Source organism: Rhodopila sp., from assembly GCF_965276935.1.
Lineage (GTDB): Bacteria > Pseudomonadota > Alphaproteobacteria > Acetobacterales > Acetobacteraceae > Rhodopila.
On record NZ_CBDIBS010000002.1, the window covers coordinates 860,329 to 873,336 of the forward strand.

12 protein-coding genes are annotated in these 13,008 nt (G+C 65.3%); 2 read left to right on the plus strand and 10 right to left on the minus strand.

What is annotated here, in order from left to right:
* Positions 1-43 precede the first annotated feature (43 nt).
* Positions 44-1,426, minus strand: a complete 1,383-nt coding sequence (locus tag ACQY4S_RS06980; RefSeq protein WP_428484462.1) for an ATP-binding protein — start codon at positions 1,424-1,426, stop codon at positions 44-46.
* Positions 1,413-2,087, minus strand: coding sequence for a response regulator transcription factor (locus tag ACQY4S_RS06985; protein WP_428484463.1), 675 nt, complete (start codon positions 2,085-2,087; stop codon positions 1,413-1,415). Before ACQY4S_RS06985 ends, ACQY4S_RS06980 begins: the two co-directional genes overlap by 14 nt.
* A 418-nt stretch (positions 2,088-2,505) precedes the next feature.
* On the opposite strand from ACQY4S_RS06985, the gene ACQY4S_RS06990 reads away from it, so the two are divergent.
* Complete coding sequence (locus ACQY4S_RS06990; protein ID WP_428484464.1) at positions 2,506-3,207, plus strand: MIP/aquaporin family protein; 702 nt, start codon at positions 2,506-2,508, stop codon at positions 3,205-3,207.
* Positions 3,208-3,233: 26 nt separating this feature from the next.
* Positions 3,234-4,733, plus strand: coding sequence for a catalase (locus tag ACQY4S_RS06995; RefSeq protein ID WP_428484465.1), 1,500 nt, complete (start codon positions 3,234-3,236; stop codon positions 4,731-4,733).
* Between the two features lie 225 nt (positions 4,734-4,958).
* Here the strand turns inward: ACQY4S_RS06995 and dinB are convergent, their stop codons facing one another.
* The 8 genes from dinB to argS all read right to left on the minus strand — a co-directional run bounded on the left by dinB (position 4,959) and on the right by argS (position 12,957).
* Complete coding sequence (gene dinB, locus ACQY4S_RS07000) at positions 4,959-6,074, minus strand: DNA polymerase IV (RefSeq protein WP_428484466.1); 1,116 nt, start codon at positions 6,072-6,074, stop codon at positions 4,959-4,961.
* A gap of 415 nt (positions 6,075-6,489) precedes the next feature.
* Positions 6,490-6,957 (minus strand): hypothetical protein, encoded by a 468-nt coding sequence (locus ACQY4S_RS07005; protein ID WP_428484467.1) that lies wholly within the window; start codon positions 6,955-6,957, stop codon positions 6,490-6,492.
* A gap of 168 nt (positions 6,958-7,125) precedes the next feature.
* Entirely contained in the window at positions 7,126-7,749 is a 624-nt protein-coding gene (gene scpB, locus ACQY4S_RS07010) for an SMC-Scp complex subunit ScpB (RefSeq protein ID WP_428484468.1), read from the minus strand.
* Entirely contained in the window at positions 7,746-8,540 is a 795-nt protein-coding gene (locus tag ACQY4S_RS07015) for a segregation and condensation protein A (RefSeq protein ID WP_428484469.1), read from the minus strand. Before ACQY4S_RS07015 ends, scpB begins: the two co-directional genes overlap by 4 nt.
* Positions 8,524-9,237, minus strand: a complete 714-nt coding sequence (locus ACQY4S_RS07020) for a site-2 protease family protein (RefSeq protein ID WP_428484470.1) — start codon at positions 9,235-9,237, stop codon at positions 8,524-8,526. Before ACQY4S_RS07020 ends, ACQY4S_RS07015 begins: the two co-directional genes overlap by 17 nt.
* Positions 9,234-10,271 (minus strand): beta-N-acetylhexosaminidase, encoded by a 1,038-nt coding sequence (gene nagZ, locus ACQY4S_RS07025; RefSeq protein ID WP_428484471.1) that lies wholly within the window; start codon positions 10,269-10,271, stop codon positions 9,234-9,236. Before nagZ ends, ACQY4S_RS07020 begins: the two co-directional genes overlap by 4 nt.
* A 79-nt stretch (positions 10,272-10,350) precedes the next feature.
* Entirely contained in the window at positions 10,351-11,121 is a 771-nt protein-coding gene (locus ACQY4S_RS07030) for an SPOR domain-containing protein (RefSeq protein WP_428484472.1), read from the minus strand.
* 45 nt (positions 11,122-11,166) lie between these two features.
* Positions 11,167-12,957, minus strand: coding sequence for an arginine--tRNA ligase (argS, locus tag ACQY4S_RS07035; RefSeq protein WP_428484473.1), 1,791 nt, complete (start codon positions 12,955-12,957; stop codon positions 11,167-11,169).
* Positions 12,958-13,008: the final 51 nt, after the last annotated feature.

Sequence of the window (13,008 nt, forward strand, 5' to 3'; positions counted from 1 at the left end):
CGTCTGACGCTTGCACCAGCCCGAAATCCGACAAGAGCCACCCCTACTTTACCGCCGGTTGGTCCGTGTTACACTTGATCGTCATTTCGCAACCCGGAGCCGCATCGTGAACGCCTATCGAGAAGCGATGGAGCCGGACGATTGCCGCGACCAGGCTCAAGCCGATGCCGTGTCCTTCGCTGGTGTAATTCGGACCGGCACCCCGATGAAAGCGTCGAAACACCGCGTTCCGTTCGGCCGGCGCAATGCCAGGTCCATTATCGGCGATGCTGATCGCCTCGACGTCCTCGTCCCGAACGCGGAGCCGGCATTGTACCAGCCCGCCTTCTGGTGAAAACTTGATCGCGTTGTCAATCAGGTTGCAGATCGCCTCCATCATCAGGTCTCGATCAGCCATAATGTAAGCGGATGGTCCGGCCTCGACCTCGATGGCGACGGCTCGAAGTTCGGCGATCGGCCCATAGAGTTCGGCCGCCTGTCTGAGCAGATCCCTTGCGTTGATCCTGGCGAACGCCGATTCTCGCCTGGTCTCCTCGATTGAACGGATCCGCAGGATTGCGGAGACAATCGAGAGAGCGTGATTGACGTCGGCCGTGGCACGTTCGCCAACTTCGCGGAAGTCCGCTTGCGTCCGCGCGTCGTGGTAGCCGCGGTCCAGCCGGGCACGCAGGCGGGTCAGGGGCGTACGCAACTCGTGCGCGAGATCGTCGCCAAGTGCGGCCAGATCGTTGAACGCCTCCTCGAGCCGGTCGAGCATGGCGTTCACGGCGCGAGAAAGCCGGTCGAACGGATCGGGCGAAGAGCGCACCGGTAGCCGGCGTTGCAGATGGCCCGCAATAACGTCTTCGATCGCGTTGAGGACAAGCCGGAAGCGGCGCTGTGCCCTGAGGCTCAGGATAAGGCCCAGGATCGCCGCCAGGCATGCCGCCGGCGCTGCTATCAGGATCAGCGCTTGTTCAATCAGGGTATGAATATAGTCGAGGGCGTCCATGTCATAAGCGACCACGAGGCGGTTTCCGTTCGTGCCGGGACAGGCAATTCCAAGGCTGGCGTTCGGCGACGTGTCGGCGATGTCCGTGCGCATCAATCCGACGGTCAGCGGGCCGGTGTGGCCGTCGAGCGTTGGCGGCAAGGTCGCGATGTTGCCCGCCAGGCTTTGGCCGTTCGGGCCAAAAAGCCCGACGAGGTGAACGCGGTGGACGTCGGCGGCGACCTCTTGGCGGATGGCGTTGATCATGTCAGCCAGGTCGAGCCGCTGCAGCGAGCGGCACTCCGACTGCAAGGCCGCGGTGACCCGCGCGGTGGCATGGCGCGCGGTCCACCAATAGAACAGCCCTGATAGAGCCGTTGATTGGGCAATCAGGGCAATGGCGATGCCGACGCTCCACAGGAACGTGGTCGTCCTCGCGGCTTCACCAAGCTTCATCGAGCCGATAGCCTTCGCCACGCACGTTGCGGATCAGCGCGACCTGATCAGGCATGTCCACCTTCCGCCTAAGCTTGCTCATGTGAACGTCAATGACATTCGAGCGCGGCTCGAAGCGGTAGCCCCAGACGTCCTGCAGCAGCATCGATCGGGTTACCACCCTGCCGGGCCGTCGGACCAGATACTCCAACAGTTCGAACTCCCTGGTCTGGAGATCAAGTGTGCGGCTGGAGCGGGTCGCGGTCTTGCTCAGCAGGTCAAGTTCGAGTGGTCCGCAACGCAGCAACGTCTCTCGCGTCTCGGACGGCCGGCGGAGCAGCGCGTCAAGCCGGGCCACCAGCTCGATCATGGCGAAGGGTTTTGGCAGGTAATCGTCGCCTCCGGCACGCAGCCCCCTGACCCGCTCGTCCAGTCGGCCAAGCGCACTGATGATGAGAGCCGGCGTGCGGATCCCCTCGGTTCGCAGGGCCTTGATGACGTCGAGGCCCTCAAGGCCAGGAAGCAGACGATCCACCACCAGGACATCAAAGCTTTCACGCGCGGCCAGAAGGCCGTGGCTGCCGCTCGCCGCATGCGTCACCGTGTGTCCGTAGCGCTGGAGTTCGAGCACGACTTCTTCAGCCGTGTCGCTGTCGTCTTCGATCAGGAGTACCTTGGCCAAGTCGGCTCCTATCCTACGTCCGGCATGTGGGGACGCGGCCGGCCGCGTGCGACGCCAAAGCGGCCTACCTCAAGATAAACCTTACGCCAGTGTCCTGGATCAGACGTTCGCCATAGTGAGCGAACCCCTGATCCCGGCCACCAGATCTTTGTTTTCAGTGACGTGCTTTCCCCTGCGTCTGTCACAAGATGCGACGAACTTCGGGGGGAGGACACCAGCGCTTTATCTGATCGCAGGATTCACGCGCCTCGCGCGAACAGCGTGTCCTTCGGACCACCAACGGTCCGCTTGGCGCAATTATGCTCTAGCACTTCATGAACTGCACTTCATACTATGATCAATACTTTAGGGAGCATACCCCCTGATTTTTCATAATGGCCGAGCGCATGTCCGCACGGTAGCAGCGGACGATACAATCATGCGCCTCGGAAAACCCCTTCTGGCTGAGTTTATCGGGACGTTTGCACTGGTATTCATCGGAGCAGGCGCGGTGACCGTGCTGGCGCCGAACGAAACCGTTGCGGTCGCGCTGGCACATGGTTTTGTCATCATGACGTTTGCTTATGCTTTTGGCAATGATAGCCGATCCTATATCAATCCAGCGCTTGCCATCGCGGGCTTGGTCGCCGGCGAACACGCGGTCGCGGACGTGATACAGGTCATCGTGGCCCAGTTGCTTGGCGGAATCGCGGGAGCGGCGCTGTTGGCGTTCGTCTACGGCGCCGGCGCGCCACATCATCTGGGCGCGACACTTATCGACCTGAACCGCACCACACTGCTCGGCGGTTTCATCCTGGAAGCGATCGGCACCTTTTTTCTCGCGAATACCGTCCTCAATACCGCGATCCGTGGAACCGCGGGCAGGCTGGCGCCTTTTGCTATCGGCATGACGGTGTCTTTCTGCATCATGGCGTTCGGGTCGGTGACCGGCGGCAGTCTAAATCCGGCGCGTACCTTGGGACCCGCCGTCGCCAGCGGTGACTATAGCGAGCTGTCGATATACCTGGCGGCTCAGGTTCTCGGGGCCGTGATGGCCGGCTTGCTCTATCGTTTTGTCTGGAAGGAAGCGGCGCCTCAAGCTAGCGGTGCCGCCGCAGAGTCCGCCGCCGACGGGCTTTGATCAAGCACAACAACAGGAGACTGATCTTGGAGAAGTCCGACACGACGCGGCCCACGATGACGACGGAATCAGGCAATGCGATTCCCAATAACCAGAATTCCCTGACCGCCGGGCCACGCGGCCCGATGCTGATGCAAGACTACGCGCTGATCGAGAAGATGGCGCACTTCAACCGCGAGCGCGTGCCGGAGCGCGTCGTCCACGCCAAGGGCTACGGCGCGCACGGCACCTTCACCATCACGCAGGACATCAGCAAGTTCACCCGTGCCAAGCTGTTCAGCAAGGTCGGCAACAGTTGCCCGATGTTCGCCCGGTTCTCGACCGTCGGCGGCGAGAGCGGGTCGGCCGACATCGCCCGCGATCCGCGCGGCTTTTCGTTGAAGTTCTATACTGAGGAAGGCAACTGGGACCTAGTCGGCAACAACACGCCGATCTTCTTTATCCGCGACCCGCTGAAGTTCAGCGACTTCATCCGCACGCAGAAGCGCGACCCGGGCACGCACCTCAAGCCGCATTGGCGCCGCTGGGATTACTGGAGCCTGTCGCCGGAGGCGATCCACCAGGTGATGATCCTGTATTCGGATCGCGGAACGCCCTACTCCGCGCGCTTCATGCATGGCTATGGCAGCCACACATTCAGCTTCTGGAACAATGCGGGTGAGCGCACCTGGGTGAAGTTCCACCTGATCAGCCAGCAGGGCATCAAGAACGCGAGCGATGCCGAGGCGACGCGGCTGATGGGCGAGAACCCGGACAGCTCGACCAAGGACCTGCACGACGCAATTGCCGCCGGCGACTTCCCGAAGTGGACGATGAAGGTCCAGTTGATGCCGGAGCGGGACGCCGAGACCTACAAGTGGAACCCGTTCGACCTGACGAAGGTCTGGCCGCACGACGACTATCCATTACATGACGTCGGCGTCATGGAGCTGAACCGCAACGTTGAGAACTATTTCGCCGAGGTTGAGCAGGCGGCGTTCGAGCCGAGCAACGTCGTGCCCGGCATCGGCTTCAGCCCGGACAAGGTTCTGCAGAACCGCATACTGTCCTACGGCGACGCGCACCGCTATCGCATGGGCGTCAACTATCAACAGGTGCCGATCAATCAGCCGAAGGCGCCTGTCGCCACCTATAACCGTGACGGCCTGCTGCGCGTCGATGGGAATGGCGGCGGTGGCGTCGACTACGAGCCGAACTCGTTCAACGGTCCGAAGGAGGATCCGTCGGTGGCCGAACCGCCGATCCGGATCGATGGCAACGCCGACCGCTACACCACCTATCCGGGAGACGACAACGATCTCTATGGCCAGCCGCGAGCGCTGTGGGAGAAGGCTTTGGATGATCAGGGTCGTACTAATTTGGTGGAGAACATCGTCGGCAGCATGAGCAACCCGACCATGGGGATAGCTGATCCGCGGCCGATCCAGGAACGGATGCTGAAGCACTGGCACAAGGTGCATCCGGACCTCGGCGGGCGTATCGCGAAAGGTTTGGGGCTCGATCAGCGGCGGCAGGCAGCCGAGTAATCCTGACAGTCCGACCGGCCGCCGTCGGCGTGCACCGTGCACGCCGGCGGTGCGCCAACTAGAGGGCCGCGACAAGCCAACCGCAGTCGTAGAATTTGTTGTGTTAACCGTTATAATCGCAGGATTGGCGGCAGTCGCACGGCCAGTCGCTTAGTACCCTGCCAAGACATTCCTTCGTGCTGCTTTTTCCCTGGAATAATATCAACGCTGATACCTACCCGCCGTCTACCGCCTACCAAGGCTGCGAGGCGTCAGCAACAGCGCGAGCTGCGGGCGCTTTGCATCATCCGCGGCTTCAAGGTTGGAGATCGTGACACCCAGCAGCCGGACACCGTGCCGTGGCGGAAAGCAGGGTCGCAGCAGCGCCAGGCCGACCTGCTCAAGTTCCGCCTGCGAGGCAATACGCTCCACGCAGGAGCGGCTGCGGGTGATCTGCTGGAAATCGGCGTATTTGACCTTCACCGTGACCGTTCGCCCTGTATGGCCGCCTCGGACGCAGGCTGCCCAGACCTTGCCGAAGACTGGCGCCAGGGCCGGCACCACCTCGGCCCATTGGGTCAGATCACGCGCGAAAGTGGTCTCGGCGCCGACCGACTTGCGCAGCCGGTCGGCGTCGACCGGCCGGTCATCCTGACCGCGCGCGACGCCGTGGTAGTAATCCGCGGCCTTGCCGAAGTGCTCCGCCAGGAACGCGTGCGACTGGCGACGGAGATCAAGGCCGGTGTGAATGCCGAGGGCGTTCATCCGGGCCGCCGTCACCGGACCGACGCCGTGAAACTTGCCGACCGGCAGGGTCTCCACGAACAGCGGCCCCATCCGTGGGGTGATGACGAACAACCCGTCCGGCTTGCGGTGATCAGAGGCGAGCTTGGCGAGGAACTTGTTGTATGAGACGCCGGCCGACGCGGTCAGGCCGGTTTCCGCGCGGATCGCCGCCCTGATCTCCTGCGCGATCGCCGTCGCCGAACCTCGATCGAGCAGCGGCGCGGTTACGTCGAGATAGGCCTCATCGAGCGACAGCGGCTGAACAAGGGATGTGTATCTGGCGAATATGTCGTGGATCTGCCGCGAGACAGCCTTGTAGACGTCAAAGCGCGGCGGCACGAACACCAGGTCCGGGCACTGCCGGCGCGCGGTGATCGACGGCATGGCGGAGCGTACGCCAAAGCGGCGCGCCTCATAGCTGGCGGCGGCGACAACGCCTCGTTCCCGGCTGCCGCCCACGGCGACCGGCAGGCCGCGCAGAGCCGGGTCGTCGCGTTGTTCCACGGACGCGTAGAATGCATCCATGTCGATATGGATGATGCGGCGGTCGAGGAGCGGTTGCGCGTGCGGAGGCATGGTGAGCCGGGTTTAGCATGGGTCGCGGGCCGGGAGAACAAAGCTGGATCGCTGAGGGATGGAAATGGTCGGATTGCTGAACCCAGCCGATTGGGAACCGGAACATCTCGGCCAACGCCCGGAACGCCGGATGAAGGTCGGGCCAGTCGCCGGCCGGGCGACCGCGTCACGTCGCCGGCGCCAACGACAGGGACGTGACGCGCCTGCATCATTATCTATGCGACTGAAGCGGGCCGGCCGAGCGGATGAGGGGAAGTAATCTAGCACGGCATAATCTTGTTGTGGACCGGGCTATTGCCGTAAATGAGGCAGGCCCACGTGCGCGTTTCCGCCAGCAGGACAAACCGGACACTGAGTCCGTCGCCGTTTCAGGATGCTTGGCCCGCGAAGAGCCGCCGCGGCGGTTTGACCTGGACTAAGAGCGGATGGGTGAAGGCGCCGGTATCTCAAGCGCCTGGGCGCCTACGTGTACCTCGACGTGGTACTGTGGCCAATGCTGGGCGTAGTCGGGCGGTGCCCCGAACCGTGCCGAGGCAACATACTGATCGTCGAGGCCGGTGGCTCGAGGCCCACCGAGTGGGACACCGAAACCGAGGCCGCCGCCAACGCCCCCGCCAAATCCGCCGAGACCGAGGCCGATACTTGGGGGTGCGCTGTATTTGACATGCGGGCTACTGATCAACGTCAGTACAACAGCATATTGCCTTCCGTCCGCGCCAACAAGGAAGGCGTCATGCGGCGCCTGGACATTGCTGACAACAACCTGGATGGCTTGGGCGCTGCGATCAAATGTCGCGCGGACCCCGTTCGCTGGCGGCATGGGATTGCTGGCGCAGGCGCTGAGCGTGAGGCAGGCAAGCGCAAAGCCGCGACCGTACTTCATGATCTTTCCCAATAGCTTACAACAAGGACGTGTGCAGCTTGCAACGAGATATCAAGCGGCGTGGTCGCAAACAGTTGTGATACGAAAGCTGGCTTCGCGCTCCTGCACCACCGCCTGAACCCGGATCTGAAAGGATCGACTGCGGGGATGGCTGGCATCGCCTGCGCGCTACCCCGCCTTCTCCTCCGCTGGCGGCTGCAAGTCCGCCGTCACCGCCGCCGCGGGCGGCATCGGCTCCAGCAACAGATCCTCCCGCCGCGGCAGCTCGCGAAGATCCTTCAGCCCGAAATGCGCTAGGAACGCTGGTGTGGTGCCCCACAAGGTCGGCCGGCCCGGCGTCTCCCGCCGCCCCTGCGGCGCGATCAGGTTCAGCTCCAGCAACTGATCCAAGGTCTGCTGCGACAAAGCGGCACCGCGGATGTGTTCGATCTCCGGCCGGGTCATCGGCTGGTGGTAGGCGACAATCGCCAACGTCTCCATCGCCACGCGCGGCAGCCGGCGCGGTGCCTCGATCACCTTGCGCAACCGAGGCGCCAGGTCCAGTGCGGTTCGGAACATTACGCCGGGGCCGGCATCCACCAGTTCCACCCCGCGTCCGGCGTAGCGCAGCCGCAGCGTGGCCAGCACGGCCTCGGCATCGACATCATCCGGCAGCACCCGCGCCAGGCCGCGCGGGGTGACCGGTTCGTCGCTGGAGAACACCAGCGCCTCGGCCAGGCGCAGCGCGTCCTCATCAGGCTCGTGTGAAGCGGACGGTGCATCAGGCGCCTCGGGAACCGGTTCGTCTGTCATGCGCCCTGATCTACACCAGCCTCGGACCGCCGCACCAGGATCGGGCCGAACGCAGCCTCCTGCCGCAGCCGCACCACGCCGCCGCGCGCCATCTCCAGGCCGGCGAGCAAGGTGCTGGAAAGGGCCGCGCGCCGTTCCATCGGGCCGATCAGGTTGTCCGGCAGAAAGGCTTCAAGGTCCGACCAGTCGGGCAGACCGCCGACCAGATCGGCCAGCCGGCGCAGTGCGTCCCGCACGGTCCACAGGGTCAAAGCGCGCGGCGTGTAGCGGGCGGACCGCGTGCCGCGGCGCATTGCCTCGAGATAGGCCCGCACGAAGGGGCCGGCTTCCAGCACGATGCGCGAGCGATCCAGGTCCACATGGCTCTCCGGCGCGCCGCGGGCGAAGACGTCCTGGCCGAGCACGGGCCTTGCGCCCAGCCAGGCGGCGAGGCTGCGGATCAGGTTCATCTCGCGCAGGCGTTCGGCCAGTGCCTCGGCGGCGACGGTGCCGTCCTCCAGATCGTCGTTCGCCGCCGGCACCAGCAGACGGGATTTCAGCCAGGTCAGCCAGGCGGCCATCACCAGCCAGTCGGCCGCCAGTTCCAGACGAATGCGCCTGGCGCCCTCAATCACCGCCAGGTACTGGTCCACCAGGGACAGGATGGAGATCCTCGCCAGATCGACCTTCTGCGACCGGGCGAGGTCCAGCAGCAGGTCCATCGGCCCCTCGAAGCCGTCCAGCCGCAGCAGCAGGTTTTCGCCGCCGTCAAGCGCCAGTTCAGCCGGGACGGTTTCAGATGGTGGCGGCATCCAGCCCATCGACCGGCTGGCCGGCCAGCCAGAAGATCGTCCGGAAGGTCCAGGGCAGCACGGTGTCCAGCGCCTGGCCGACCGGATCGAAGCCGATCAGGCGCGGCAGGATGAAGACCACCAGCAGCACCAGCACGATGCCGGCCCGCTCCAGCCTCGCCCAGACGCGGGCGAGCGACAGCGGCAGCACGCCGACAGCGATGCGCCCGCCATCCAGCGGCGGGATCGGCAGCAGGTTGAACAGCCCCAGCACGATGTTGGCCAGCATGAAATACGTCAGGAAATGCGCGAGGATCGCCGCGGCCGAACCTGACACGGGCGTCAGCGGCATGACCAGGGCGGCGAGCCACGCCAGGAAGAAGTTCATCACCGGCCCGGCGATCGCCACCACCGCCATTATCCGCCGCGGATCGCGGAACTTCCAGGCCGAAACCGGCACCGGCTTGGCCCAGCCGAACATGAAGAAGATCCGGTGCGGCGGCAACAGAAGCTGACTGATCAGCAGCACGCCCGGCAACAGGATGGTGCCCACCCGGTCGATATGCTTGATCGGATTGAGCGACAGGCGCCCGGCCTCGCGCGCCGTCGTGTCACCCAAGGCCAGCGCCGCGTAGCCATGCGCGGCCTCATGCAAGGTGATCGCCAGCACCACCGGGATCACCGCCAGCGCCAGGTCGAACAACGGACCGCCGCTCATGGCAGCAAGCCACCCGCCTTAAGCAGGTGGGCACGTTCATCCGCCAATGCGGCGGGGTCCAGGATACTCCATCGCGCGGTCAGCATGGCCCGCCCCGCCCGCAGCCTTGCCCCAGCGGCCGGCGTCAGGTCCGGGCAGGCGCGCAGCAGCGCCTCGGTCGGCGCGAAGTCGCCGCGGCAGTACAGCGCGATGTCGCAGCCGGCCGCCAGCGCCTGACGCGCCAGGTCGGATGGCTCGCCCGAGAGGGCCTTCATTGCCAGATCGTCGGTCACCAATACCCCTTTGTAGCCGATACGGCCGCGGATCACGGTCTCGATCACCCGGACGGACAGCGTCGCCGGCAAGACGGGGTCGAAGGCCTCATAGACGATATGCGCCGTCATCATCCAGGGCAGTTCGGCGTTCAAGACGAAAGGCTGGATGTCGGCATCCAGATCATTGTCACTCACCCGCGGCAGTGCAAGATGACTGTCCACCGCAGCCCTGCCATGGCCCGGAATATGCTTGCCGACCGGCATGACTCCAGCCGCCAGCAGCCCGTCCGCCACCGCGCCGCCAAGGCGGCCCACCGCTGCCGGATGCCGACCCAGCGCACGATCGCCAATCACGTCATGCGCCCCCGGCACCGACAGATCCAGCACCGGCGCCGCCGCCACGGTAAAGCCAGCCGACCTGGTGTCCTCGCCGATCAGCGCGCCAGTCAGCCAGGCAGTTCGGAGACCTGCCGCTTCGTCGCGTTCGAATATCGCGCCGAGGGCGGCGGCGGGCGGATGGGCTCGCCAGTGCGGCGGGCGCAGGCGCGCGACCCGGCCGCCTTCCTGATCGACCATCAGGTCGGCGTCCCGCGGCAACACCGCGCGCAATGCCGTTGTCAACGCCGCGAGCTGATCCGGGTCCTGGATGTTCCGTGCGAACAGGATGACCCCGGCCGGTGGGAACGCCTGAAGCAGCGCGGCTTCATCAGGCAGCAGGGACGACCCGGCGATGCCAACGATTGCCGCCCGAGGTGTCCGCCGTGGTGTCGCGGTGGTCACCGACGTCCGCTAAAGCCGCCGCGCACGCAATGGGATCACCGGGGGGATCACTGAAGGGATCATCAAGTCCGCATCCGTTCTAGAAGTCGGCGACCGAGCACGCGCCACCCTTGGCACGCACATGCTCACAGAAGGCACGTGCCTGGGGCAGATCTGCAAATCCGGATGTACGCACGCGCCAGAACGTGTGTCCCTCCCGCTCCGCGCGCGAGAAATTCGGCTGGCGTCCGTTCAACAGGTCCGGCATTCGCCGCAGCAGTTGCTGCCATTCATTGCGGGCGGCCTGTTCCGTGGTGAGCGCGGCAAGCTGCACCGTGGCGGTTCGGCCAGGCAAGGCTGATGGCGTCCGAGTGGCAGCCGCGGGCGCCTGCGGTGTGGCGGGCGGCCTTGCCGGCGCGATGGCAGCCGGAGCAGGCACGACCAACGGTCTTGGTGGTGTGGGCTGGGCCGCGGCCGGTGGCAGCGGTGCCGGTGTTGTCGCCAGCGGCGCCATGGCGGCGGCGTTCATGCCATCCGGGTTGGGCGCCTCCGCTGCCGGGGCCAGCTTGACGTTGCCGCCATCGACGCCGCCGGCGAAGACATCGTTTTCCGCGCCGTCGATTTGCATGCCGCCAGGATTGACCGGCTTGATCCGGATCGGACCGGTATCGGCCGCGACGACGGGTATCGTCGTGCTGCGATGGCCGAAGAACATGGATGCTCCGATCAGGCCGCCCAGGACGAGACAAAGCCCACCCGCGAACAGCATCAGCCGCTGGGTGGCAGGGTTGATGCCCGATCGCAGCCGACCGTGGCGACCCGCCCGTCTGCCGCGGTAGCCAGAATTGGGAATGCTCACATCATCCGACACTGCCTGGCTCTTTCCGCTGGGCCGCCGCCGGAGATGATCCGGTGGTCAGCGCATTTCCTCGACGGGCTCGACCCCCATCACGGCTAAGCCGGAACGAATGACGACGGCGGTCGCGGCCACCAGCGCGAGACGCGCGAGCGTCTCGGTCGGCTGGTCGGACTGCAGAAATCGAAGCGTCGTATCCTCTCGACCTCGGTTCCACAGCATATGAAAGTCACCCGCCAAGTCATAGAGAAAAAATGCGATTCGGTGGGGTTCCTGTGCAGTTGCGGCACTTTCGACGATGCGCGGCCAAGTTGCCAGGCGGCGTATCACGGTCAATTCGGCTTCCCCGGTCAGGGTGTCCAGCGGGACCTGGCACAACGCACCGGAGGCGATCGATCCGGCGGTGAACATTTCGCCGGCGGCGCGCAGCACGGAGCGGCAGCGGGCGTGCGCGTACTGGACGTAGAACACCGGGTTCTCACGCGTGGTCGCCAAGACCTGATCGAGATCGAACTCCATCTGCGCGTCGGCCTTGCGGGTCAGCATGGTGAAGCGGACGGCGTCGCGGCCAACCTCGTCCAGCAGGTCGCGCAAGGTGACATAGCTGCCGGCGCGCTTGGACATCTTCATCGGCTGACCGCCGCGCATGATATGGACGATCTGGCAGAGGACAGCCTCGAACTTGACCCGGCCGGCGGAGATTGCCCGGACGGCGGCCTTCATGCGCGGCACGTAGCCGCCGTGGTCGGCACCGAGGACGTCGATCAGCACGTCGAAGCCGCGGGCGACCTTGTCGGCGTGGTAGGCGATGTCGTTGGCGAAATAGGTGTTGCCGCCGTCGGACTTGCGCAGCGGCCGATCCACGTCATCGCCGAATTTCGTGGACCGGAACAGGGTTTGCGGCCGCGGTTCCCAGTCGTCTGGCGTCTTGCCTTTCGGCGGCTCCAGCACGCCCTGGTAGATCAGGCCCTCGTCCGTCAGACGCGTGATCATGGCGTCGGCGGCGCCGGAGGCGACCAGCGCGCGCTCCGACGTGAACAGGTCGTGGCGGACGCCGAGCCGGCGCAGGTCTTCGCGCACTTCGGCCATCATGGCGTCGATGGTGAGGTCGCGCACGGCATCCAGCCAGATTTCCGGCGCGGCGATGCCAAGGTCTTCCGTGGCCAGGGTAGAGCCATACTGGGCGGCAAGCGCTTCGCCGACCGCGATCAGGTAATCGCCACGGTATTGCAGGCCGTTCGGCACGCTTGCGGCGAAGCTCTCCTCGGTCAGTGGTGAGCCGATGGCTTGCAGATAGCGCCAGTAGGCGGCCCAGGCGAGCGCGGTCACCTGGGCACCGGCATCGTTGATGTAATACTCCTTGGTGACGGCGTAGCCCGCCTTGGACAGCAGGTTGGCCAGCGCGTCCCCCACCACGGCGCCACGGCAATGGCCGATATGCATTGGGCCGGTGGGGTTGGCGGAGACATATTCCACGTTGACCTTGATGCCGGCGCCGGTGGTGGAATCGCCGTAGGCTTCGCCGGCGGTCAGGATGACGGGCAGCAAGGCGCGGAAGGTTTCCGGATGCAGGCGGAGGTTGACGAAGCCGGGTCCGGCGGCCTCGGCCGAAGCGATCCGTGGCGCCTGGGCAAGCCGTTCGACCAGCGCAGCGGCGATCCGCGCCGGCGGCTGGCGGGCGGCCTTGGCGGAGACCATGGCGGCGTTGGTTGCCATGTCGCCGTGCGCGGGATCGCGCGTGGGAGTAACCTCAACGCGCGCGGCGATGTCCGGCGGGAGGTCGGGGACGATCTGGGCCAGGGCGGTGAGGACAGTTTCCCGCAGGTGGGTGTAGAGGTCGGTGGCGCTCATGCACGGGTGTTAGCGCGGAATCGGGGTACGGGTCGATGATGTCGTCGGTCG

Excerpts from the sequence above, each read along its gene's own strand:
- argS (WP_428484473.1), bottom strand. The coding sequence starts at position 12,957 with ATGAGCGCCACCGACCTCTACACCCACCTGCGGGAAACTGTCCTCACC.
- ACQY4S_RS07005 (WP_428484467.1), bottom strand. The coding sequence starts at position 6,957 with ATGAAGTACGGTCGCGGCTTTGCGCTTGCCTGCCTCACGCTCAGCGCC.
- ACQY4S_RS06980 (WP_428484462.1), bottom strand. The coding sequence starts at position 1,426 with ATGAAGCTTGGTGAAGCCGCGAGGACGACCACGTTCCTGTGGAGCGTC.
- scpB (WP_428484468.1), bottom strand. The coding sequence starts at position 7,749 with ATGACAGACGAACCGGTTCCCGAGGCGCCTGATGCACCGTCCGCTTCA.
- ACQY4S_RS07020 (WP_428484470.1), bottom strand. The coding sequence starts at position 9,237 with ATGAGCGGCGGTCCGTTGTTCGACCTGGCGCTGGCGGTGATCCCGGTG.
- ACQY4S_RS07015 (WP_428484469.1), bottom strand. The coding sequence starts at position 8,540 with ATGCCGCCACCATCTGAAACCGTCCCGGCTGAACTGGCGCTTGACGGC.
- ACQY4S_RS06990 (WP_428484464.1), top strand. The coding sequence starts at position 2,506 with ATGCGCCTCGGAAAACCCCTTCTGGCTGAGTTTATCGGGACGTTTGCA.
- dinB (WP_428484466.1), bottom strand. The coding sequence starts at position 6,074 with ATGCCTCCGCACGCGCAACCGCTCCTCGACCGCCGCATCATCCATATC.